We start from the raw sequence: 22,786 nt of genomic DNA, 5'->3' as shown, positions 1-22,786 counted from the left end.
CGCCGGTGTATCCCTTCTCCCTCACCAAGGCGTCCGACACACGTGAGGCACTCGACGCGGGCCGGCGCGGCGGTCGGTACATCGCCGGGGGCACCACACTCGTCGACCTGATGCGCGAGACCGTCGAGCGCCCCGGGACCCTGGTCGACATCACCGGCCTGCCCCTGCGCGAGGTCACGGTCACCGAGCGGGGCGGGCTCCGCATCGGGGCGCTCGTGCGCATGGCGGAGGCAGCCGCTCATCCCAAGGTGCGTGCCCTGTACCCGGTCGTCTCCGAGGCGCTGGAGCTGAGCGCGTCCGCCCAGTTGCGGAACATGGCGACCATCGGCGGCAACATCATGCAGCGCACCCGGTGCACGTACTTCCGCGATGTGACCGCCGACTGCAACAAGCGTGATGCCGGCTCGGGTTGTGCCGCGCTGCACGGCTTCAACCGCTCGCACGCCGTCCTCGGCACGTCCGACGCCTGCGTGGCCACGCACCCCTCCGACGTCGCCGTGGCCTTCGCGGCACTGGAGGCGACCGTCCATCTGCTGGGACCGGAGGGTGAGCGCCGTGTCCCCTTCGCCGACTTCCTCCGCAAGCCCGGTGACACACCCCACCTCGAACAGACCGTCCGGCAGGGCGAGTTGATCGCCAGCGTGGAGATCCCCGCCCATCCGCGCCCGCTGCGATCCGGCTATCTCAAGGTGCGTGACCGGCAGTCGTACGAGTTCGCCCTGACCTCGGCGGCCGTCGCGCTGCACGTCCGGGGCGGGGTGATCCGTGAGGCGAAGGTCGCCGCCGGGGGAGTGGGCACCGTGCCGTGGAGGCTCCCCGCGGTCGAACGGCACCTCGTCGGCGAACGTCCCTCGGACGCCCTCTGGTCCGCCGCCGCCGCGCTCGCGGCCGAGGGCGCACGCCCACTCGCGCACAACCACTTCAAGGTCGAGCTGCTGAAGCGGACCGTCGAACGCCAGCTGCGCATCGTAGGAGGTGCCGAGTGAGCCCCCAGCCGCAGGCAGCCGTGGGCGCGCCGCTGTCCCGGGTGGACGGGCGCCTGAAGGTCACCGGCAAGGCGCTGTACGCCGCCGAGCACGATGTCGAGGGCGCCGTGCACGCCGTCCTCGTGGACGCCTCCGTCGGCCGTGGCCGCATCACGTCCCTCGACACCCGTGCCGCCGAGGCCCAGCCGGGCGTGCTGCGGGTGATCAGCCACCGGAACGCGCCGGAGCTGCCGTACCGCGACAACCCCGGCTCGAACAACCCGCCCGGACGGAGGCTGCGGGTCTTCCAGGACGACCGGGTGCACTTCCACGGCCAGCCGGTCGCCGTCGTGGTGGCCACCACCCTGGAGGCCGCCCAACACGGCGCGAGCCTGGTGAAGGTCCGCTACGACGCCGAGCAGCCCTCCACCGACCTCACCGGGGCCCAGCCGGACGAGCCCACCCGCTACGCGCGCGGCGACGTCGACACCGCATGGCACTCGGCGGCCGTACGGCTGGACCTGACGTACCGCACGGCCCGCAACCACCAGAACCCGATGGAGCCGCACGCCACCATCGCCCGCTGGGACGGCGACCGCCTCACCGTGTGGGACAAGACCCAGTGGGTGGTGGGCACGCAGACCGAACTCGCCGCCGTCTTCGGCCTGCCCCTGGACGCCGTGCGGGTGATCTCGCCGTTCGTCGGCGGCGGCTTCGGCAGCGGACTGCGCTGCTGGCCGCACACCGTCGCCGCCGCGCTCGCCGCCCGTGAGACGAAGCGCCCGGTCAAGCTGGTGCTCAGCCGCAGGCAGATGTACTTCGGCACGGGCTTCCGGCCCTCGTACGCGTACCGGCTGCGGCTGAGCAGCGACCGGCGGGGACGGCTGAGTGCCGCGGTGCACGAGATGGACGCCGAGACGTCGTCGTACGAGACGTTCACCGAGGCCGTCATGCGGGCCGGGCAGATGCTCTACAGCATGCCGCACGTCCGGCAGGCGTACCGGACGGTGCCGCTGGACGTGAACACCCCGCTGTGGATGCGCGGCCCCGGCTTCGCGACGGCGTCGTTCGTCATCGAGTCGGCCATGGACGAACTCGCCCACGAGCTCGGCGTCGACCCGATCGAGCTGCGCCGGCGCAACGAGCCGAACGAGGACGAGTCCAGCGGGCTGCCCTTCTCCACGCGCAGGCTGCGCGAGTGCTACACCGTCGGCGCCCGTGAGTTCGGCTGGGCTCGGCGTCGGCACAAGCCCCGCTCGACGCGCGACGGCGACTGGCTGATCGGCATGGGCATGGCGGCGGGGGTGTACGACACCGCGCGCATGCCGGCGCGGGCACGGGCCCGGCTGAACGCCGACGGCACCGCGGTGATCGAGGCCGCAGCCAGCGACATGGGGCCGGGCACGTACACCTCCCAGACCCAGGTGGCGGCGGACGCGCTCGGGCTGATCATGCGCGCGGTCACCTTCCGGCTCGGCGACTCCCGCTACCCGCGGACTCCGCCGCACGGCGGCTCGATGACCATGGCCAGCGTCGGCTCCGCCACCCTCGACGCCTGCGACCGGGTCCGACGGCAGGCCATCGAACTGGCCGTCCGGGACGAGGAGTCACCGCTGTACGGCGCCCGGGCCGAGGACGTCGTCGTCCGGGGCGGCCGGCTGCACGTGCAGGGCGATCCGGCCCGGGGCGAGACGTACCAGCGGCTGCTCACCCGCAACGATCGCCCGCACCTGGAAGCGGACGGGTCCTTCGCGCCACCGTCGGGACCGGAGCGGCACTCCTTCTACGCCTACAACGCCACCTTCGCCGAGGTCGCCGTGGACGCCACGCTCGGCCTGGTACGGGTGCGGCGGATGCTCGGCGTCTACGACGCCGGCCGCATCATCAGCCCCAAGCTCGCCGAGAGCCAGGCCCTCGGCGGCATCGTGGGCGGCATCGGCACGGCCCTGCTGGAACACACGGTCACCGACCACCGCGACGGACGGATCGTCAACGCCGACCTCGCGGACTACCTTGTCCCCGTCAACGCCGACGTCCCCGACCTGAAGGCGATCTACCTGAACGGCGAGGACCGCGAGGCCGACCCGCTCGGCGTCAAGGGGCTCGGCGAGGTCGTCCACGTCGGTGTCGCTCCCGCGATCGCCAACGCGGTCTTCAACGCCACCGGCCGACGGGTGCGCGAACTGCCCATCACCGCCGAGGCGTTGCTCTGAGACCGAGCGCCCCGGACCGGACGGAAGCGGTGTGACAGCTCCCGCACCCGGGCGCTCCTCCCTCGTCCGGCAGCCTGTCCCCCCGTCCGGGCGCCGGACTCTCCAGGGCCGCCGCCGCGCCATGTCGCTCCCCGGCGGCGGGGCGGCGGCCCGCCCGAGCCACCCTTCACGAAAGACCCGCCCATGCTGAACATCGCGGACACACTGCACCACTGGTGCCGCACGGCGCGGCCCTTCGCCCTGGCCACCGTCGTCGACGTCACCGGCAGCGCACCCCTGCCGGTCGGTACCTCGGTCGCGGTCGACGTCGACGGCAACGCGGCCGGCAGCGTCTCCGGCGGCTGCGTGGAGGGCGCGGTCCACGACCTGTGCCGACAGGTGCTCGGTGACGGCGGAGCACCGCGACGCGCTCGGTTCGGATACTCCGACGACGACGCCTTCGCCGTGGGCCTGACCTGCGGCGGCGAACTGGAAGTCTTCGTCCAGCGCGTCGACGCCGACGCACAGCCGCGGCTCGCCGCGGCTCTCGCGTGGGTACGGGACGGCAGGCCCACCGCAGTCGCCCAGGTCATCGACGGTCCGGCCGACCTCCTCGGGCGGATCACGTACGTCGACGCGGAGGGTGGCACCCGTCAGGAAACCGGGCACGGCGGTCTCACCGGCGCGGTACGACGTGAGGTGACCGCGCGGGCGCGGGCACTGCTGCGGGCCGGAACCACGGCCCGTGCGGAGGTCGGGGGCGACGCCGTCACCTGCCCGGAGCGGCTGTCCGTCCTGGTCCACGTCCACGCGTCCCGCCCCCGCATGCTGGTCTTCGGCGCGGTCGACTTCGCGGCCGCCCTCAGCGCGGCCGGCCGCTTCCTCGGCTACCGGGTCACCGTCTGCGACGCACGCCCCGTGTTCGCCACCCGAGCCCGTTTCCCCCACGCCGACGACGTCGTCGTGGACTGGCCGCACCGGTACCTGGCGGACACCGAGGCCGACGACCGCACCGCTGTCTGCGTCCTCACCCACGACGCCAAGTTCGACATCCCCCTGCTGCGGGTGGCTCTGACGCTGCCCGTGGCCTACATAGGCGCCATGGGGTCACGGCGCACCCATGACGAACGCCTGCGCCTGCTGAGCGAGGCGGGCGTCCCCCCTGAACGGCTGGCCCGTCTGCACTCGCCGATCGGTCTGGATCTGGGCGCCCGCACGCCCGAGGAGACGGCCGTCTCCATCGCCGCGGAGATCATCGCCGCCGTCAACCGGGGAACCGGCCTGCCGTTGTCCCGGCTCTCCGGCCCGATCCACCGGGACCGGACATCCGTGGCGGAACGCATCCTCACCTGAGCGCCGAAGAGGCCGGGACCTCCTCGTCGGCCGCCCAGGAGGCGAGGATGCGCAGCCGTTCGTGGGTGGGGGAGCCGGGGACGGCCGTCCAGACGGTCAGGTGCTGGTCGGGGTCGGTGTTGGCGGTGAGCGTGTCCCAGTCCAGGACGAGTTCGCCGACGACCGGATGGTGGAGCGTCTTCGTGCCCACCGTGCGGGCGGCGACCCGGTGTTCACCCCACCACTGGGCGAACTGCTCGTCCCTCATCGACAGTTCACCGACCAGCTCGATCAGGCGGGGGTCCTCGGGGTACTTCGCCGCCTCCATCCGCAGCTGGGCCACGGAGATCCGCGCGGATGTCTCCCAGTCGGCGTACAAGGTGCGCATCGCCGGATCGGTGAACTGGATCCGGGGATAGTTGCGGTGCTTCTCCGGCAGGCGCGAGAAATCGGTGACCAGCGCGGCGGCCAGCGCGTTCCAGGCCAGGATGTCGCCACGGCGGCCCTGGACGAGGGCAGGGGTCGCCGTGAGGTCGTCCAGCACGCGCTGCAACTGCGGCTGGACCTTCTGCCGTCCCCGGCCCCGGGAGCGGGTGGTGGTCTTGCCCGCCAGCTGGAAGAGGTAGGCCCGCTCGTCGTCGTCCAGGTGGAGCACCCGGGCGAGGGTGTCCAGCACGGGGGCGGACGCCTGGATGCGCCCCTGTTCGAGGCGGGTGTAGTAGTCGGTGCTGATGCTGGCGAGCTGGGCGACCTCTTCCCGGCGCAGTCCGGCGACCCGCCGGGGCCGGCCGGTCTCCGGCAGCCCGACCGTGCGGGGACTGAGCTCCGAACGGCGCTTCTTGAGGAATTGCCCCAGCTCGTCGAGGGGCACGTTGCTCGTCATGCTTCCCAGAATGGCACTGGTTCCACCTGGCAAAGGGGGGAGAAATCCTTCCCAGGATGTCGCTCTCCACGGATGTGTCCCTCCTCTTCTCGCACCTCAGCGCCGCGTGTGAGTCTCGGCTGCAAGACCTCCCCGGCACCGAAGGGAGCCCCACCATGCGCGGCGCAGTGATCCACGCCCCGGCGGCGTCCGCTTCGAGGAGCGCGACGACCCGGAGACCGTCCACCCGACCGACGCGATCATCCGTACGGTCGCCACCTGCGTGTGCGGCTCGGACCTGTGGCCGTACCGCGGTCTGGAACCCATCGGCGATCCGCACCCCATGGGACACGAGTGCGTGGGCATCGAGGAGGAGGCGGGCGATGAGGTCACCTCGGTCAGGCCGGGCCAGTCCGCGGTCGGTTCCTTCGCCACGTCGGACTACGCGGCGGCCCCGCCCCCGTGCGCGCCTACCTGCCCACCGCCCGCCGCTTCGGAACCGCCGGCGGCTGTCCGGCATCCACCACGAGCGTGGCGCCTTCCGCCACTACGCCGAACCCCTCCCCGACTGACCCAGGACACCCTGTGACACCGGACCCCCGTACCACCCGCCGCCCTCGTGCGGTCACCCTCGCCTCCACCACCACCGCCGCCGCGCTGCTCGCCGCCACCACCGTCAGCGCCTGCACGCACGACTCGTCGGCCTCCGCTCCCGAGCCGGAGGTCACGACGGCGAGTTCCGCACCGACCACCGCCCCCGGCCGTACGGGCGCGTCGTCCATCCGGCTCACCCTCGACGGCACCACTGTGGACGCCACCCTGAACGACAGCGCGACCGCCCGCGACTTCGCCAGCCACCTCCCCCTCACGCTCCGCCTGACCGACTTCAACCAGGCCGAGAAGACCGGCGACCTGCCCAGCCGACTGTCCACGGCCGGCGCGTCGGAGGGCGCCGACCCCCGCGTCGGCGACATCGCCTACTACGCGCCCTGGGGCACCCTCGCCACCTACTACCACGACGCCCCCTACGCCGCGGGCCTCGTCATCATCGGCCACATGACGTACGACGGGGCCGAACGGCTCCGCACGGCGGACGAGATCACCATCCGCCCCGCCGCCTGACGGGAAGCTCTCTCTTCGCCCCTCGCGGCCCGTGGCAGCGGGATGACCTGACCGCCACGGCCCACCCCGCCGGCGTGCGGCAGCAGGGGGACGGTCCAGCACGTCAGCCGCCCGCCCCCGGCTGGACCAGTCCTTGAGGCCGCCCTCGGCAGGACGAGCCCTTGAGCCGGCCTCCCGCGGGACCAGCCGCAATCCGCCCCCGGCGGGACCGGCCCTCAAGCCGCCCCCGGCAGGATCAGCCCCTGAGCCCGCCCCCGCGGCGACCTGCCCACGCCGGCACTGGCGCTGCTCAGCGCGCCGGCCGCGCGGCTCCTCGTCCCGGACCGGATGCTCCTGGCCGCCTTCGCCCTCTTCACCGCCGGCCTCCTGACCCGCCGCCTCACGACCCGCAGGAAACCGAGTCATGCCTGACACGCCCTACGTCGTCGCCGCTGTCCTCGCCGCCGCCGCCGTCACCTGGGCGCTGCGCGCCCTGCCCTTCGCCGCGCTCATGGCCCTGCGCAACAGCGCGACCGTGCGGTACCTCAGCACCCGCATGCCCGCCGGCGTCATGCTGATCCTGGTGGTCTACTGCCTGCGCGACCTCCCCCTCACCGACACCCGCTCCTCGGCCCCGCCGGCCGCCCTGGCCGTCACCGTCGGCCTGCACCTGTGGCGCCGCAACGCGCTGCTGAGCATTCTCGGAGGCACGGCCGTCCACGTGGCTCTGGTCAGTACCGTCTTCGCCCGCTGAGCGGCCTGACCGGCAACCTGGTGGTGCCGTTCACTCGGCGCCGGTCCTCGCTGGTCTCGTCACGATCGCGTTCGCGACGACCTCGAAGAGGTGGTCCGCCTGGCGTGCGAGCGAGGGTTGGTCGCCGAGCCACGCGAGCGCCGCCACCAGTGCGAACAGATCGGCGCCATCGATGTCGGTGCGCGCCGCGCCCGCGGCCTGGGCGCGGGCGAGGAGCCGCGCTCCGGCCGCGCGCAGAGTGACGCATGACGTGTGGAGTGCGGATTCGGTGTCCTCGATGGCGGCTGCCATCAGCACGGTCACACCGCGGTACTCGGTCGTCCATGCGACGCAGTCGCGCAGCCACGCGACCAGAGCGTCTTCGGGCGAGTTCGATACCTCAAGCTCGCCCGCCTTCGCCGTCAGTTCCTCGAAGCTCGCGCGCAGCAGGGCATCGAGCAGCGCCTCGCGCGTCGGGAAGTGCCGCAGCAGCGTCGCGAGCCCGACATCGGCCCGGCGGGCGATGTCGCGCAGTGACACGTCGACGCCATGTTCGGCGATGGCGGTGCCCGCTGTTGCGAGCAGGTGGTCGCGGTTCTTCCTGGCGTCGGCCCGCATCTTCCCTCTTGACTATCCGGATCAGTGGTCCATATATTCGGATCAGTGGTCCGGTTATATGGACCGCTGATCCGAATAGCGTATCCCCGCAGCGCGGGCAGGAGAAAACGATGCCTACACACACGATGAGGGCCGTCCGGCTCCACGAGCACGGCGGCCCTGAGGTCCTGCGCTACGACGAGGTGCCGATCCCCGAACCGGGGCCGGGCGAGGTACTGGTCCGCGTCCACGCGGCCGGCGTCAATCCCCCCGACTGGTACCTGCGGGGCGGGCTGACCGAAATCCCCGGGGAGGCGGAGTCGAGGGTCAGTCTGCCGGTGATTCCGGGGACGGATGTGTCGGGTGTCGTCGAGGCCGTCGCCGCGGACGTGGACCGCTTCGCCGTAGGTGACGAAGTCTTCGGTCTCCTGCGCTTTCCCAGCTTCCGCGGCAGCGCCTACGCCGAGTACGTGGCCGCGCCCGCATCGGACCTCGCGCGCAAGCCGGCCGGCGTCGACCACGTGCACGCCGCCGGGGCGCCCATGGCCGGGCTGACGGCGTGGCAGTTCCTGATCGACCTGGGACACGATCGCCCCTCGCCCTTCCAGGACGCACAGCACCGCCCGATGGCACTCGACGCCGGCACGACGGTGCTCGTCAACGGCGCCGCGGGCGGTGTGGGGCACTTCGCGCTGCAGCTGGCGAAGTGGAAGGGCGCACGGGTCATCGCGGTGGCGTCGGGCGCACATGAGTCGTTCCTGGGAGAACTCGGCGCCGACCGGTTCATCGACTACACCAGGAGTCGTCCCGAGGAACTGGTGCACGACGTCGACCTCGTTCTCGACACCGTCGGCGGCCCCGACAGCAGGCGTTTCCTGCGCACACTCAAGCGCGGCGGCGCCCAGTTCCCCGTGCTCCCCGGGGACTTCGACGAGGAGGAGACCGCGAAACTGGGTGTCACGGTCTCCAGCGCACAGGTCCGCTCGAACGGCGCGCAGCTTGCCGAACTGGGGCGCCTGCTCGACGCGGGCACGGTCCGCGTCGCGATCGACAGCACCTTCGCTCTGGCGGATGCCCGAGCAGCGCACGAACGCGCCGCCCGAGGGCACATCCAGGGCAAGATCGTGCTCACGGTCGCTCAGTGATCGTCCGTCTCCTGGACGGTCCGCGCACCGGCCGCCGGCGGCTCACCCCCCTGAGCCGTGGGCCGGGGTGGCTCTCACGGCCGGTGACACCGACCGGTGCGTGTACGTGTCCGCCCACCGGGTGAGGCCCTGATGTGGCCGCCGTACCGAAGGCCGGACTCGGCTGTCACCCGATCGAGGGGATTAACGTACCGGCACCTCAACCATCATTTCGTGGACTGTACGGTCTGTGTGTCGCCCAACTGAAGAGGCGTCAACTCGCTTACTGCATCGGCTTGTTACCGCACTGGCGGTGCCACCTGGCCGGTGCGGCGCGGGATCACACAACCGACTTGCCTGGAGGGGCGTGAAGGTCAGGAACGTGCATCACTCGTACCGCCGGCGAACGGTACTGCGCGGGGTCGACTTCGACCTGCGCGCCGGTGCGCTGGTCGGGATCGTCGGGGAGAACGGGGCGGGCAAGTCCACACTGCTGAAGATCCTCTCGGGCGAGTTGCGCCCTTCCCGCGGCACCGTCCGCCACACCGGCCGCTTCGGGTACTGCCCGCAACACCCGGTCCTCAACGGTGCCTTCACCGTCCGGCAGCACCTGCACTTCTTCAGGACCGCGTTCGGCCTGGCCGACCTGCGCCACGCCGAGGAGGCGATGGAGATCCTGGGCTTCGCCGAGTACGCCGACGTACGCGCCGCGGTACTCAGTGGCGGGACGCGGCAGAAGCTGAACCTGACCCTGGCCCTGATGCACGACCCGCAGGTGCTGCTGCTGGACGAGCCCTACCAGGGCTTCGACTGGGACACCTACCAGCGCTTCTGGGACCTGGCGGCCCGGCTGCGGGACGCCGGCCGCTCGGTCCTGGTCGTCTCGCACCTCGCCTATGACGCCGAACGGCTGGACGAACTGTGGCAGCTGAACCACGGGACGCTCCGGCCGGCGGCGGGTGCCGCGTGAAACGGCACCTGGGACTGTTCGCCACCGCGACCCGGTACGCGCTGACCGAACACGTACGCAATCGGTTCGCGATGGTGCTGGTCGCCGTGTTCATCCCGCTGTGGACGATGCTGGCGTACCTGGTCATGCCCGATTCCCCGGCCCGGATGAGACTCCGGGCCACCGGGCAGGTGCTGGCTCCGCGTGGGAACGAGATCACCGAAATCAGCGGTGCGCTCAACGCCGTCACCCTGATCACCGGGTTCATGATGTTCGCGGCCACGTTCGCCGGCCACGACTTCGACCGCCGCCTGGCCATGGCCGGCTATCCCCGGAGCCATCTCGTCCTGGCGAAGGTCGCGGCGCTCGCCCTGGCCTCCGCCGCTGTGTCCGCCTACGCCACCGCCGTCACCTGTCTGATCTGGACACCGCGCCAGCCGGTCCTGCTCGCCGTGGCACTGTTCAGCGCCGCCATGACCTACGGCGTCCTCGGCGTCGGTTTCGGTGCCGTGATGCGCAGGGAGGTCGAGGGCATGTTCGCCATCCTGATGACGAGCATCATCGACCTCGGCCTGCAGAACCCCGTTTCCAGCTCCGGGAGCGACAGCCCCGTCACGCGCTTCCTGCCCTCCTACGGCGCGATGCAGGCCAGTACCGCCGCGGGCTTCTCGACCGCCGACGTGCCGGGGCACGTGGCCATCCAGCTGGTCTGGTTCGCGGCCGCCGCGCTGGCCGGTCTCCTCGCCTTCCACCGCCGGACGCGCAACGCCCTTCCCCCGGCAGCCCGCCCCTTCGTGCCGGGGCCCCGCGGAACCGCTCGGGACCAGGCGGTGAACGCGGACCCGACGGCGGCGGGCTGAACCTCCCGCAGCACCCGCGCCCAGCAACCTTCAGGCCCTTCCGCTGCCTCGTGGAGCCCTCATGGACATCGCCCAGGATCGTGCACGCTTCCGTCGGTTCCTCCGTGGGCGTCGGCCGCCGGCCGGCGCACCGCAGGACAGCCCGGTCGCCGAGCGGACCGTACCCCTCCCAGGCGGCCGCGTCGAGACCGACCTGCGGGCCGCTTATCGTCTGTGCCGTCGCATCACACGCAGTCAGGACCCCGGAGCGTACGCCGTTCTGCGCCTGCTGCCCCCCGTGCTGCACCCGGCATGCTGGGCCGTCTGGGCGGGACTGACAGTCGTCGACGATCTGATCGACGACCGGGATGCGACACCAGCCGAACGGGCCACCCGTGCCGACGCGTGGATGGCCGCGCTGGAGACCGACATGGCCGCCGGGACCAGCACCGACCCGATTCGCCGTGCTCTGGTGGACACGGCCGAACGCTGGCATGTCGATCTCTCCGACTTCCGCAACGCTGTATCCGTGTCGCGCAACGACATCGACCACCGGCGTTTCGATGACTGGGCCCAGTGGCGGGCCTGGAGCCGCGGCCACATTGTCCCCATGTTCGACACGGTTCGCCTTCTGCTCGGGCAGGCGGGTGTGCCGGTGGTCTTCCGCCTGGACCGGCTGGAGAGCTACCAGCAGCTCAACGACGGCATCCGGCTCGTCGACACCCTCACCGACCTGCACACCGACCAGGGCGAGGACAAGCTCCTTCTGCCGGACGAGATCCTGAACCAGTTCCCCGGAGCCGAGGACGACCTGCTGCACGGCCGATGGAGCCCAGCAGCCGCGGACCTGGTCACCGAGCTGACCTCCATCACCCGCCGCTGGGTGAACCAGCCCCACCTGACCCACGGCATGCACCCGGGCACCGCCACCGCGGGCAACGCGCTGATCAGTCTCCTGCTCGCCCTGCTCGACGCGGTCGAGGCGGCCGGCCCCGCCCTGCTCCGCTCCCAGCCGCGCCCCTCACACCTGACACGTGCGCGCATCTTCCTTCCCGCTCGCCTCCGGACGGCTCTGGTATGGAGCCTGACACCACTGACGCCTCCGGACACCCGGCAGAGGCGCGCAGCGACCGAACCCTGCCCGGCAGCCCGTCCGATTCCTGGCACGACCGCGTTCCAGCAGCCGCCGAGACACCCCAGTGGCTGCCGGCCTCCCCGGATCGAAGCCGAGGCGATGCCGGCCCACGTGGCCATCGTCATGGACGGCAACGGCCGCTGGTCCGAGCAACGCGCCCTGCCCCGGTCCGAGGGTCATCGCGCCGGCGCCGCCGCCCTGCGCGAGATGGTCTACGGCGCTCTGGAGATCGGCCTCCGCCACCTCACCGTGTACGCGTTCTCCACCGAGAACTGGAGGCGTGACACGGAGGAGGTCGAGCGCATCATGAGCACCCTGCGCGAGGAACTGGACGACGACCCCTTCCGCCACCTGGACGTACGCCTGCGCTGGTCCGGCAACCCCGAGAAGCTGCCGACGGACCTCGTCGAGTCCCTGCGGCAGAAGGAGGCCGCCACCCGCACCCGCACCGGCCTGACCTGCACCCTCTGCTTCAACTACGGCGGCCGGGACGAGATCACCCGCGCGGCCGCCTCCCTCGCCCGCGCGGCGCGGGCCGGCGACCTCGACCCCGACCTCGTCGGCGAGGACGACTTCGCACGTCACCTGGCTCTCACCGACCTGCCCGACGTCGACCTGCTGTGGCGCACCGGAGGCGAGCAGCGCACCTCCAACTTCCTGCCCTGGCAGTCCACGTACGCCGAGCTGTACTTCACGTCCGGCTACTGGCCGGACGCCGATCGCCGCGACCTGTGGCAGGCCATCACCGAGTACGGGAACCGCCAACGCCGCTACGGAAGCTAGCCGAGCTGCCGTGTGTGCGTCCGCTCCAGACAGGCGGTTCTCCCGGGCACGTCGGTACGCGGGAGCGGGGCGCGGCGGCGGATGCCTGGGAGGCGCAGAGCCAGGTGCGTGTTCCCGCCGCTGACGCCGCCACCGCTGAGCGACGCGCCGTCATTCCCAGGGAGCCTTGCGCCTACACACAGGACGACTTGATGTCCGCATCCGCCCCGCTCGGACTCCTCGGTGACCGGACTTCCGTCTGTTCGCCGCCACCGGCGATCCCGTGGTCAGGCGTCGGGCGCGCCGGGGCGCGAGGGGGGTTCGGTGTCGCTGACGCGGGCGGCGAGGTTGGCTTCGAGGGCTTCGAGGACGGCGAGGGCCTCGCCGCGTTCGGTGTCGGTGAGGTCGCCGGTGGCGTAGTCCTCAAGGCGGGCCCAGAGGTCTTCGACCTGTTGGCGCAGGGCCTGACTGGCGGCGGTCGGTTCGACAAGGACGGAGCGCCGGTCGCTGGTGGAGCGCACGCGGCGCACGAAGCCGGCCTTCTCCAGACGCTGGATGGTGCGGGTCATGGTGGCGGCGTCGGCACCGACGTGCCGGGCCAGGTCGGTCTGGCGCATCCGGCCGCGGTCCCACAGCTGCATCATGACCAGCTCCTGGGCCGGGTGCAGGCCGACCTCGCGCAGCAGTTGGCCGGCGAGCATGCGGTGCAGGCGGGCCACCCGGAAGATCGCATGGCTGATGGGTCCGCGGTGTGCGGCCTCGGGGAGTTCCCCGGTCTCGGTGACCTGGTCCATTGCCTCGGAGTCCATGGTGCTGCCTTCTGCCTTCTCCCGTGCGGCCGTCCTTGCCCGTGCCGACCGCGGCAGCCGGTGCCGGCGCCGGTTGCCGCGTACAGGCTCTCGGGTCCGCGTTTCTGTGCAGCAGGGTATGTGCTGCTCAGGCGCGGCACGCCCGACGGGCTCGAATCCGTGGCCGAGCGGTCAGCCGCGGGCTTCCTCCAGCGTGGGGTAGTCGGTGAAGCCCTTCTCGCCGCCGCCGTAGAAGGTGGTGGGGTCGGGGGTGTTGAACGGGCCGCCCTGGGCCAGGCGGGCGGGCAGGTCGGGGTTGGCGAGGAAGAGGGCGCCGTAGGCGAGCAGGTCGGTGGTGCCGTTCTCGACGAGTTCCAGCTCGGCCGGTCCGGTGGGCTCCCGGCCGGTGAAGGGGTTGAGGATGAAGGTCGTGGGCCATGCCTTGCGCAGCCGGAGCGTCAGTTCGCGTACGCCGGGGGCCTCCAGCTGGTGCAGGTAGGCGAGGTTCAGCGGGGCGAGGGCCTCGACCAGGGCCGTGTAGGTGGCCTCGGTGACGGCGGTGTCGGACTCGTCGATGTCGTTGTAGGGGTTGCCCGGGGAGAGGCGGAAGCCGACCCTGTCCGCGCCGATGGCCTCTGCGACGGCCTTGGTGGTCTCCACGGCGAAGCGGATGCGCTTCTCGGGGCTGCCGCCCCAGGCGTCGGTGCGCTGGTTGCTGTTCGGGGCGAGGAACTGGTGGATCAAGTACCCGTTGGCGCCGTGCAACTCGACGCCGTCGAAGCGGGCTTCGACGGCGTTGCGGGCGGCGGCGGCGTAGTCCGCGATGGTGGCGCGGATCTCGGTATCGGTCAGTTCGCGCGGGGTGACGAAGTCCTGGGGGCCTTCGTGGGTGTACACCTGCCCGGCGGCCGCGACGGCGGAGGGGCCGACGGGCCGCAGGCCCGTGAGTGCCGGGTGGCCGACCCGTCCGGTGTGCATGATCGGGAGGTAGATCACGCCACCCTGGGCGTGCACCGCGTCGGTCACCTGGCGCCAGGCAGCGACCTGCCCTGCGGTGTGGATGCCGGGGGTGTCGGGGTAGCCCTGGCCGACCCGGGAGGGCTGGACGCCCTCGGTGACGATCAGCCCGGCGGAGGCGCGCTGCGCGTAGTAGTCGGCCGTCAACGGCACGGGGCTCTGGCCGGGGCCGTAGGCGCGGCTCCGGGTCATCGGCGCCATCACCAGGCGGTTGGTCAGGCGCTTGCCACCCAGCTCGTAGGGCTCGAATGCCTTCGACATCGTCATCTCCTCTGTAGGGGAAGGGCGTCTTCGTACGGCCACGCTGGTCTGTGCGGAGCCATTACTTGTCCGAACAGGAAAGTAGCCATCAGCGTTCCTTGGGTAGATGTGAGCTGCGTCACCAGCGGCGAGGCAGGCGGGCAAATGTCGGCCCATAGGCGCACGGAGCGTCTTAGTCCGCCACCGCAGTCGCCTCGAAGGCGGAGCCCTGGCATTACTTGCTCGAACAGGTAATGGTTGGGCCTTGGGGGCAGTGGGAGAGCGGTGGTCCGTGCCTGGGAGACTGGCGGGTATGGATATCGCCCGCAGGAACAACGTCGCCGTCACCGGCAACCCGCAGGGGTTCACCGTGGTGTTGGCCCACGGGTTCGGCTGTGATCAGAACATGTGGCGACTGACGCTGCCTGCCCTGGTCGAGGACTACCGGGTGGTGCTCTTCGACTACGTCGGCTCGGGCCGCTCTGACCTGGCCGCGTTCTCGGAGAACCGTTACGGCTCTCTGCACGGCTACGCCCGGGACGTGGTGGAGGTGTGTGAGGCGCTCGACCTGCGAGACGCGGTGTTCGTGGGGCATTCCGTCAGCGCCATGATCGGGGTGCTGGCCGCGGACGCGGCTCCGGAGCGCATCGGGGCGCTGGTGATGGTCGCTCCGTCTCCGCGGTACATCGACGACGACGGCTACCGCGGCGGGTTCAGCGCGCAGGACATCGACGAACTGCTGGCGTCACTGGAGTCGAACTACCTGGGCTGGTCGACGGTGATGGCGCCGGTGATCATGGGGAACCCGGAACGCCCCGAACTCGGCGAAGAACTCAAGAACAGCTTCTGCGCCACCGACCCGGACATGGCGCGCGTCTTCGCCCGCACCACGTTCCTGTCGGATTCGAGGGACGACCTCAAGAGCGTGAAGGTGCCGACCCTGGTGCTCGAATGCAGCGAGGACGTCATCGCCCCCCGGGAGGTAGGTGCCTTCGTCCACCGGGCGATCCCCGGATCGACGCTGGTGACCCTGGAGGCGACCGGGCACTGCCCGCACCTGTCGGCGCCCGAAGCCACCAACGAGGCGATCCGGAGCTTCCTGGCCGGCCTACGGTGATGTGCCGCGCCGGGCATCAGCCCGACCCCCACGACGCGCACGGCCCGTACGACCCCGACGACGAGAAGGCGGCGGACGCGGCGTTCGCCGCACTGCTGGAGGACAGCGCCGAGGAGTTGTACGAGAAGGCGCCGTGCGGATACCTGTCCACGCTGATGGACGGCACCATCGCCAAGATCAACGCCACCCTGCTGGGCTGGCTGGGTCTGGAGCGGGAGGCGGTGGTGGGGCGGATGCGCTTCGCCGACCTGCTGAGCGTGGGCGGCAAGCTGTACCACGAGACGCATTTCGCGCCGCTGCTGCGGATGCAGGGCGAGATCAGCGGGATCGCCCTGGAGATCAAGCGGACCGACGGTGACCGGATACCGGTGCTGGTCTCCTCGGTGGTCAAACGCGGCGGCAACGGCGAGCCGCTGCTGATCCGCACCACCGTCTTCGACGCCAGGGACCGCCGGGCCTACGAGGAGGAACTGCTGCGCGGCCGGAAGGCGGCCGAAGCGGCACGCAGACAGGCGGAGGCCGATCGCGCCCGGCTGCAGGACGCCCTCGCCGTACTCCAGCAGTCACTGCTGCCCGACACCCTGCCCTGCATACCCGGGGTGGAGACGGCCACCCACTACCACACGGCCTCTCCCGACCGGCTCGGAGGCGACTTCTACGACGTCTTCCCCCTCGACGGCAAACGCTTCGCCTTCTTCCTCGGTGACGTGTGCGGCAAGGGACCCCAGGCCGCCGCGCTCACCTCGCTCACCCGCTACACCCTGCGCGCCGCCGCCCTCCACGACTCCGACCCCGTCTCCGCCCTGACCACCCTCAACAAGGTGCTCCACGAGCGCTACTCCGGCAGCGGCGACCCGCGCTACTGCACCGCCGTCTTCGGCACCCTCGACCCCGACCCGGCGACCGGGCGGCTCACCGTCCACCTCGCCTCGGGCGGCCACCCACCGGTCATAACGCTGCGGGCCGACGGCACGGCAGACTTCCTGCCGACCCCCGGCGGCCTGCTCGTCGGCGTACTGCCCACGGCGCGTTTCACGACCGCCACGACGGTCCTCGCCCCGGGCGACACCCTGCTGCTCTACACCGACGGCCTCACCGAAGCCCGTACCGGCGCGGACCGCACCAGCCTGTACGGCGACGAGGCACTGCTCGCCTTCACCGCCGGCCACGGCGGCAAGCCACCCCACGCCGTGATCGAGGCCCTGACCGGCCTGCTGGACAGCTTCGGCGACGGCCTCGACGACGACACCGCCCTGCTCGCCCTCGGCGCACCGGCCCCCGACCACCCCGCGAGAAACAGAACATGAGCCCGCTGAAGATCACCACCCGAGACGCCCCGACCGGTCCTGTTCTGGAGATCTTCGGCGAGCTCGACTACACCAACGCGAGCGAGCTGCGTGAACGGGTCGCCGCTGCCACCCTCCAGCCCGGCCAGCGCCTGGTCCTGGATCTGGGCGGCATGCGGTTCTGCGACTCCAGCGGCATCACCGCCCTGATCGCCGCGCGCAGCCACGCCCAGGCCGCCGGGGCCGACATCGCGCTGGCGGCCGTACCCGCCAACACCCTGCGGGTCCTGCGGATCGTCGGCCTCGACCAGATCTTCGCTCTCCACCCGGACAGCGACACCGCCATCCGTTCCTGAGGCTCCCGGCGGACGGCGCTGCGACCTGATCACCGACGGTGGACTCGTCCCCATCTGGTGACCGCCGGCTCGCGGCGACCGTCCGTCATCCCCCGTCGCCTGGGAGAACGCGGGCGTGTTCAGATGTGAGCGGGCGGAGCCGCCCGCGGATGTCCGGCTCGACCCGTACCGCCGTGCCGCTGCCCGCCTCATGGACGGTGACGAACAGGTCGGCGTACTCATGACCACGGTCACCACGTGGTGGTGGCGGGAAGACCCGGTCCGGCGCAGGCGGTGGGTGAACCCGCGGGAGCTTCCTCGGTGGGCCGTGTTCCGGGTGGGTGCGGCACAGCGGGTGCCCGAGTTCGAGGACGGGATCGTCGGTGCCGACGAACTCGATGAGGAGCTCCGGGACTGGGCCTCGCGATGCTTCCGGCTGCGGGACCGGCGGTTCACGCTGGAATGGCTCGGCGAGGACGCGACCGATGCCGTGCACGGGGAGCACGGCTGGACGAGCGGCTGACCGGTCGAGGAGGTCAGCGCAGTTCGACGTCGAGCCGTGAGCGCAGCTCGTCGACGGTGATGCCGTAGGTCTCCCGCACGCGGACGCCCTGGGGCCCCAGGTCGAAGGTGGCGACCTCGGTGTAGACGCGGCTGACGCAACCGGTGCCGGTGAGCGGATAGGTGCACCGCCGGACCAGTTTGGGCGCGCCGGACTTCGTGAAGAGCGTCATCATCACGTAGACGTCCTTGGCGCCGATGGCGAGGTCCATCGCGCCGCCGACGGCGGGAATGTCGCCGGGCTCGCCGGTGTGCCAGTTGGCCAGGTCACCGTGTTCGGAGACCTGGTAGGCGCCCAGTACGCAGACGTCGAGGTGGCCGCCGCGCATCATGGCGAAGGAGTCGGCGTGGTGGAAGTACGCCGCTCCCGGAAGCTCGGTGACCGGGACCTTGCCGGCGTTGGTGAGGTCGGGGTCGATCTGGGCGCCCTCCGCCTTCGGGCCCATGCCGAGCATGCCGTTCTCGGTGTGCAGGACGACGCCGAGCTCCTCGGGCAGATGGTCGGCGATCCTCGTGGGCCGGCCGATGCCGAGGTTGACGAACGCGCCGGCCGGGATGTCCCGCGCGATCACGGCGGCCACCTCGTCCATGCTGAGCGGACGGTCGGCGGCGATCGGCGCCCCGCCCGGGGACGCCGAGCGTGCCGCGGCGGTGGTGTCGGTGGTCATCGTGCCCCCTGGACGGTGTAGTGGCGGGTCTCGACCGGGACGACGCGGTCGACGTATATGGACGGCGTGACGACCGCCTCCGGGTCGAGCGCGCCGAGCGGGACGACCTCGTCGACCTGGACGACCGTGGCGGTGGCGGCGGTCGCCATGACCGGGCCGAAGTTGCGGGCCGTCTTGCGGTAGACGAGATTGCCCATCGGGTCGGACCGGTGCGCGGAGATGAGGGCGTAGTCGCCCTTGATCGGATACTCCAGCAGGTAGTCGCGTCCGTCGATGGTGCGCACCTCCTTGCCCTCGGCGAGCGGGGTGCCGACCGCGGTCGGACAGTAGAACGCGCCGATGCCGGCGCCCGCGGCCCGCATCCGCTCGGCGAGGTTGCCCTGGGGAACCACCTCCAGCTCGATCTTCCCCTCGCGGTAGAGCGCGTCGAAGACATAGGAGTCGACCTGCCGTGGGAACGAGCACACCACCTTGCGGACCCGGCCGGCCGCGAGCAGCGCCGCCAGTCCGACATCGCCGTTCCCGGCGTTGTTGGAGACGATCGTGAGGTCCTTCGCGCCCTGCCGGATGAGGGCGTCGATGAGGTCGAACGGCATCCCGGCCAGGCCGAAGCCGCCGACCAGGACGGTGGAACCGTCCTCGATCCCGGCCACGGCCTCGTCGGTCGACTCCAGCACGGCGGCGCGGCTCACTTCGACACCTCCAGGTTCTCCAGGACGACGGCCAGCCCCTGGCCGACGCCGATGCAGATCGCGGCCACGCCGTACCGCTCGCGGCGTTCCTTCAGGACCGCGGCCAGGGTCCCGAGGATCCGGCCGCCGGAGGCGCCCAGCGGGTGCCCGATCGCGATGGCCCCACCGCGCTGGTTGACGATCCCGGGGTCGCGCAGGCCGTCCTTGAGCCAGGCGTCGACGCAGGCCAGTGACTGGACCGCGAACGCCTCGTTGAGTTCGACCGCACCGACCTGGTCCCAGGTGATCCCGGCGCGAGCGAGTGCCCGGTTGGCGGCCTCGACCGGGGCGTAGCCGAATTCCCGCGGGTCCAGCGCCATCGCGCCCCTGCCGAGGATCCGGCCGAGCGGATCGCGGCCGATGGTAGCCGCCGCCGCCTCGCTGCCGAGGAGCACCGCGGAGCCGCCGTCGGAGAGCGGGGAGGCGTTGCCCGCGGTGATGGTGCCGTCCGGCCGGAACGACGGCTTCAGCGCGGCGAGCTTCTCGGTGTCCGAGTCCGGGCGGATGCCCTCGTCGCGGACCAGGTCGCCGACCGGGGTGACCAGCGCGTCGTAGAAGCCGTCCTCCCACGCCCGGTGCGCGAGGCGGTGGGAGCGGACGGCGAACTCGTCCTGGCGCTCGCGGGAGATGCCGAAGCGCTCCTGGAGCTGCTCGTTGCACTCTCCCAGCGGGATGGTCCACTCCTTCGGCATCCGCGGGTTGACCAGCCGCCAGCCCAGAGTCGTGGACACCGCGGTGACGTCGCCCGCCGGGAAGGCCCGCGACGGCTTGGGCAGCACCCACGGTGCCCGCGTCATCGACTCGACACCGCCCACGAGAACGACCTCGGCGTCGCCCGTCTCGATCGTGCGGGAGCCGGTCATCGCCGCGTCCAGGCTCGACCCGCACAGCCGGTTGACCGTGGTGCCGGGCACGCTGGTCGGCAGACCGGCCAGCAGCGCGGCCATCCGGCCGACGTTGCGGTTCTCCTCGCCCGCGCCGTTGGCGTTGCCCCACACGACCTCGTCGATCGCGGCGGGATCCAGCGCCGGCACCTGTCCGAGCACGCCGCCGATCGCCGTGGCAGCCAGGTCGTCGGGCCGGATGCCGGCCAGCGCGCCGTTGAACTTGCCGAACGGTGTCCGCGTGGCCGCGTAGAGGAATGCGCTCTTCATGGCTCGAAGGCTAGACCGCACCGCCGATATCGTGAAGTATCGATATCGCTTTCGATTGATACCCTGGGGATATGGATCTGCGCCAGCTCCGCTACTTCCTCGCCGTCGCGGAAGAACGCCATTTCGGGCGTGCGGCCGAACGGCTCCACATGGCACAGCCGCCGCTCTCCCAGGCGATCCGGCAGCTGGAGGGCGAGCTCGGTGTCGCCCTGTTCCACCGCACCACACGCCGGGTAGACCTCACCGAGGCCGGCCGCGCCTACCTCGACCGGGTTCGAGCGATCCTCACCGAGGTCGACCAGGCCGCCGACCACGCCCGCCGGGTCGCCGCCGGTTCGGTCGGTCACCTCACCCTGGGCTGCGTCGGCTCGGCGACGTACAGCCTGCTGCCGACACTCTCGCGTCACCTCGCCACCGAACTGCCGGGCATCGACTTCTCCTTCCGCGGGGAGATGCTCGCCCCCGATCAGGTGGAGGCGCTGCGCGGCGGCGCCATCGACGTGGCCCTGCTGCGCCCGCCCGCGGCCGACCCGTCCCTCGCCGTCCACACCCTGCGCCGGGACCGCCTCGTGGTGGCACTCCCGGCCGAGCATCCGCTCGCGGCCAAGACCCGGGTGCGCGCCGCCGACCTCGCCGGCCTCGACATGATCATGCACTCGGCGGACCGCCGCTCGGTGATGCACGACGTCGTGCTCGGTGTCCTCCGGGAAGCCGGCATCGAGCCGCGGATCCGGCACGAGGTCGGGGAGACCTCCACGCTCATCACCCTCGTCGCCGGCGGCCTCGGAGTCGCGGTCGCGCCCGAGCCGGTGACCGCACTGGCGCTCGACGGTGTCGTCTACCGGCCCCTGGTGCGCCCGGCGGCGTCGATCGAACTGGCCGTGGCCCACCGCGCCGACCGCAAGGAACCCCACCTGGCGCGCGCGGTCGAGGTCATTCGCCGGCTCTTCTGAGCGGTGCGCGGACGCCGTTCCCGGCCGGCACTCCCGTCACGCTCACCCGGGCCGACCGGCCGTCGCCCGGCGGACCGACCGGTCCGGCACCGAAGGCCGCACGACGAGACAGACCCCGTCCCGCCCGCCGAGCACGAAGGTCCCGCAGCAGTGCCACGCGACGGCGCACACGCGCATACGGTCTCCGGCCCCGGCAGCGCCACCCACCCTGAGCCTGGCGACAGCGCACAGGTGATGGGCTCCGCCGCGCGGCACGGCTGGTCACGGCTGGGACTCCGTGGCGTTCGTGCCGGTCCGGTCGGGCGGCACCGGGACCGGTGCCTTCGGGGCGGCGGCCCCGGGTGCCGCGGCAGGCCGGCCGTGGCCGAAGGCGGCCTCGACGAAGCACTGGTCATGGGCCGACTGCGCGCCCTGCCGCAGGGCGCGCTCCAGAGAGGGGCGGGACGGCGGATCGCGGCGGGACCAGCCGTCGTGGAGCAGGGACACCGCGAAACCGGCGAGGAACGCGTCACCGCAGCCCATGGTGTCGGCCATGGTCCGGGCGTCCGCCGGGCGTGCCGGAGCCGTCGCCAGGGTCCGGCCGTCGTACACGGTGGCCCCCGCCAGCCCGCGGGTGGCCAGGACCATGCGCGCTCCCCGGGCCACCACGGCTTCCAGCAACCGCCGCGTGGCCGCTTCGTCCAGGTCCGAGCAGGACAGCAGGGCCAGGTCGAGGTGGGGGCAGACCTTGTCGAGGTAGGCGGGGGAGCGGAACTCGTCGTCGTCGGAGAGGTCGAAGCTGACCAGGGGGCCGGCCGCGGCGAGCTTGGGCAGTTCGGTCTCGGTGCGCGAGTAGACGCTGGAGTGCACGAGCGAGAACGATGAGGCGTACTCAAGCAGCGCGTCGTCCAGGACGAGCGGTTCTCGCACGGTGACACCACCGCCGTTGTAGCCGAGGAACACCCGGTCGCCGTCCCGCACATGGAGAGTGGAGACGCCGGACTCACCGTGGCGCACCACACTGCGCTCCACCGTGACGCCCTGGGCCGCCACGGCCGTACGGAGGAAGGAAGCGAGGTCGTCGTCGCCGAACACCCCCAGATAGGCGCTGTCGAGACCGAGGCGGCGGGCGTACACGGCGACGTTGACGCAGTTGCCGCCCGGGTAGTCGATGCCGCGGTCCACGAAACGGTCCACGACGTTGTCGCCGAAACCGAGGATGTTCATCAAAGACTCCAGGGGCGCGGGGGCCCCGGGGGGGGGGGGGGCCCCCCCGGGGGGGGGCGGGGGGCCGGGCCCCGCCCCCCCGGGGGGGGGGGGGGGGGGGGGGGGGGGGCCCCGGGGCGGAGTGCCAGACGCGGGTGGT

Annotated in this window: 22 protein-coding genes and 1 pseudogene; 15 read left to right on the top strand and 8 right to left on the bottom strand. The window is 71.8% G+C overall.

The window, feature by feature from the left end:
- Positions 1-5: 5 nt before the first annotated feature.
- The 3 genes from ACH4LD_RS14580 to ACH4LD_RS14570 all read left to right on the top strand — a co-directional run bounded on the left by ACH4LD_RS14580 (position 6) and on the right by ACH4LD_RS14570 (position 4,510).
- Positions 6-986, top strand: a complete 981-nt coding sequence (locus ACH4LD_RS14580; RefSeq protein WP_398055062.1) for an FAD binding domain-containing protein — start codon at positions 6-8, stop codon at positions 984-986.
- A complete protein-coding gene (locus ACH4LD_RS14575; protein ID WP_398055061.1) occupies positions 983-3,178 on the top strand; it encodes a xanthine dehydrogenase family protein molybdopterin-binding subunit in 2,196 nt (731 codons plus the stop codon). Before ACH4LD_RS14580 ends, ACH4LD_RS14575 begins: the two co-directional genes overlap by 4 nt.
- Before the next feature lie 183 nt (positions 3,179-3,361).
- Positions 3,362-4,510 (top strand): XdhC family protein, encoded by a 1,149-nt coding sequence (locus ACH4LD_RS14570; RefSeq protein ID WP_398055060.1) that lies wholly within the window; start codon positions 3,362-3,364, stop codon positions 4,508-4,510.
- Here the strand turns inward: ACH4LD_RS14570 and ACH4LD_RS14565 are convergent.
- Positions 4,503-5,372: a helix-turn-helix domain-containing protein gene (locus ACH4LD_RS14565; protein ID WP_398055059.1), complete on the bottom strand. Its 870-nt coding sequence runs from the start codon at positions 5,370-5,372 to the stop codon at positions 4,503-4,505. The two genes, ACH4LD_RS14570 and ACH4LD_RS14565, sit on opposite strands and share 8 nt — an antisense overlap.
- A gap of 155 nt (positions 5,373-5,527) precedes the next feature.
- Between ACH4LD_RS14565 and ACH4LD_RS14560 the strand changes: the two are divergent.
- The 3 genes and pseudogenes from ACH4LD_RS14560 to ACH4LD_RS14550 all read left to right on the top strand — a co-directional run.
- Positions 5,528-5,805: pseudogene (locus tag ACH4LD_RS14560) on the top strand (alcohol dehydrogenase catalytic domain-containing protein); the annotation flags it as partial.
- A 131-nt stretch (positions 5,806-5,936) separates the two neighbouring features.
- Positions 5,937-6,473, top strand: coding sequence for a cyclophilin-like fold protein (locus ACH4LD_RS14555; protein ID WP_398055058.1), 537 nt, complete (start codon positions 5,937-5,939; stop codon positions 6,471-6,473).
- A gap of 403 nt (positions 6,474-6,876) precedes the next feature.
- On the top strand, positions 6,877-7,206 hold the full coding sequence (locus ACH4LD_RS14550; RefSeq protein ID WP_398055057.1) for a branched-chain amino acid transporter permease: 330 nt from the start codon (positions 6,877-6,879) through the stop codon (positions 7,204-7,206).
- A 30-nt stretch (positions 7,207-7,236) separates the two neighbouring features.
- On the opposite strand, the gene ACH4LD_RS14545 is transcribed toward ACH4LD_RS14550, so the two are convergent.
- Positions 7,237-7,803, bottom strand: coding sequence for a TetR/AcrR family transcriptional regulator (locus ACH4LD_RS14545; protein ID WP_398055056.1), 567 nt, complete (start codon positions 7,801-7,803; stop codon positions 7,237-7,239).
- A 110-nt stretch (positions 7,804-7,913) separates the two neighbouring features.
- Between ACH4LD_RS14545 and ACH4LD_RS14540 the strand changes: the two genes are divergently transcribed.
- The 4 genes from ACH4LD_RS14540 to uppS all read left to right on the top strand — a co-directional run bounded on the left by ACH4LD_RS14540 (position 7,914) and on the right by uppS (position 12,612).
- Positions 7,914-8,927, top strand: coding sequence for an NADP-dependent oxidoreductase (locus tag ACH4LD_RS14540; RefSeq protein WP_398055055.1), 1,014 nt, complete (start codon positions 7,914-7,916; stop codon positions 8,925-8,927).
- A 346-nt stretch (positions 8,928-9,273) separates the two neighbouring features.
- Positions 9,274-9,876, top strand: coding sequence for an ABC transporter ATP-binding protein (locus ACH4LD_RS14535; protein WP_398055054.1), 603 nt, complete (start codon positions 9,274-9,276; stop codon positions 9,874-9,876).
- On the top strand, positions 9,873-10,715 hold the full coding sequence (locus ACH4LD_RS14530) for an ABC transporter permease (protein ID WP_398055053.1): 843 nt from the start codon (positions 9,873-9,875) through the stop codon (positions 10,713-10,715). Before ACH4LD_RS14535 ends, ACH4LD_RS14530 begins: the two co-directional genes overlap by 4 nt.
- A 61-nt stretch (positions 10,716-10,776) precedes the next feature.
- Positions 10,777-12,612 carry a polyprenyl diphosphate synthase gene (uppS, locus tag ACH4LD_RS14525; protein WP_398055052.1) on the top strand — a complete coding sequence of 612 codons (1,836 nt, stop codon included), beginning with the start codon at positions 10,777-10,779 and terminating at the stop codon, positions 12,610-12,612.
- 266 nt (positions 12,613-12,878) lie between these two features.
- Here uppS and ACH4LD_RS14520 read toward each other — a convergent pair whose 3' ends face one another.
- Together ACH4LD_RS14520 and ACH4LD_RS14515 are read right to left on the bottom strand one after the other, a co-directional pair.
- Positions 12,879-13,400 (bottom strand): MarR family winged helix-turn-helix transcriptional regulator, encoded by a 522-nt coding sequence (locus ACH4LD_RS14520; RefSeq protein ID WP_398055051.1) that lies wholly within the window; start codon positions 13,398-13,400, stop codon positions 12,879-12,881.
- A gap of 171 nt (positions 13,401-13,571) precedes the next feature.
- Complete coding sequence (locus tag ACH4LD_RS14515) at positions 13,572-14,657, bottom strand: alkene reductase (protein ID WP_398055050.1); 1,086 nt, start codon at positions 14,655-14,657, stop codon at positions 13,572-13,574.
- 292 nt (positions 14,658-14,949) lie between these two features.
- Between ACH4LD_RS14515 and ACH4LD_RS14510 the strand changes: the two genes are divergently transcribed.
- From ACH4LD_RS14510 to ACH4LD_RS14495, 4 genes are all read left to right on the top strand, one after another.
- On the top strand, positions 14,950-15,753 hold the full coding sequence (locus ACH4LD_RS14510; protein ID WP_398055049.1) for an alpha/beta fold hydrolase: 804 nt from the start codon (positions 14,950-14,952) through the stop codon (positions 15,751-15,753).
- Positions 15,753-17,060, top strand: coding sequence for a PP2C family protein-serine/threonine phosphatase (locus ACH4LD_RS14505; RefSeq protein ID WP_398055048.1), 1,308 nt, complete (start codon positions 15,753-15,755; stop codon positions 17,058-17,060). The genes ACH4LD_RS14510 and ACH4LD_RS14505 overlap by 1 nt, the downstream gene beginning before the upstream one ends.
- The gene (locus ACH4LD_RS14500) at positions 17,057-17,395 is read left to right on the top strand and encodes an STAS domain-containing protein (RefSeq protein WP_398055047.1); all 339 of its coding nucleotides are present in this window, start codon (positions 17,057-17,059) and stop codon (positions 17,393-17,395) included. The genes ACH4LD_RS14505 and ACH4LD_RS14500 overlap by 4 nt, the downstream gene beginning before the upstream one ends.
- A 115-nt stretch (positions 17,396-17,510) precedes the next feature.
- Positions 17,511-17,897, top strand: coding sequence for a hypothetical protein (locus ACH4LD_RS14495; RefSeq protein ID WP_398055046.1), 387 nt, complete (start codon positions 17,511-17,513; stop codon positions 17,895-17,897).
- Between the two features lie 13 nt (positions 17,898-17,910).
- Here the strand turns inward: ACH4LD_RS14495 and ACH4LD_RS14490 are convergent, their stop codons facing one another.
- From ACH4LD_RS14490 to ACH4LD_RS14480, 3 genes are read right to left on the bottom strand one after another with little or no spacing between them, the layout of a single operon-like run.
- A complete protein-coding gene (locus ACH4LD_RS14490; protein WP_132784281.1) occupies positions 17,911-18,603 on the bottom strand; it encodes a 3-oxoacid CoA-transferase subunit B in 693 nt (230 codons plus the stop codon).
- Positions 18,600-19,295 carry a 3-oxoacid CoA-transferase subunit A gene (locus ACH4LD_RS14485; protein ID WP_398055045.1) on the bottom strand — a complete coding sequence of 232 codons (696 nt, stop codon included), beginning with the start codon at positions 19,293-19,295 and terminating at the stop codon, positions 18,600-18,602. The genes ACH4LD_RS14490 and ACH4LD_RS14485 overlap by 4 nt, the downstream gene beginning before the upstream one ends.
- Positions 19,292-20,488 carry a thiolase family protein gene (locus tag ACH4LD_RS14480; protein ID WP_398055044.1) on the bottom strand — a complete coding sequence of 399 codons (1,197 nt, stop codon included), beginning with the start codon at positions 20,486-20,488 and terminating at the stop codon, positions 19,292-19,294. Before ACH4LD_RS14480 ends, ACH4LD_RS14485 begins: the two co-directional genes overlap by 4 nt.
- A gap of 71 nt (positions 20,489-20,559) precedes the next feature.
- Between ACH4LD_RS14480 and ACH4LD_RS14475 the strand changes: the two genes are divergently transcribed.
- Entirely contained in the window at positions 20,560-21,441 is an 882-nt protein-coding gene (locus ACH4LD_RS14475) for a LysR substrate-binding domain-containing protein (RefSeq protein WP_398055043.1), read from the top strand.
- A 261-nt stretch (positions 21,442-21,702) separates the two neighbouring features.
- Here the strand turns inward: ACH4LD_RS14475 and ACH4LD_RS14470 are convergent, their stop codons facing one another.
- Complete coding sequence (locus ACH4LD_RS14470; RefSeq protein WP_398055042.1) at positions 21,703-22,647, bottom strand: PfkB family carbohydrate kinase; 945 nt, start codon at positions 22,645-22,647, stop codon at positions 21,703-21,705.
- Between the last annotated feature and the right edge of the window lie 139 nt (positions 22,648-22,786).

Source organism: Streptomyces sp. NPDC017676 (assembly GCF_044329325.1).
In the GTDB taxonomy this organism is placed as follows: Bacteria; Actinomycetota; Actinomycetes; order Streptomycetales; family Streptomycetaceae; genus Streptomyces.
Note: the sequence above shows the minus strand (reverse complement) of the source record. Positions and strands in the feature narration are given on the sequence as shown.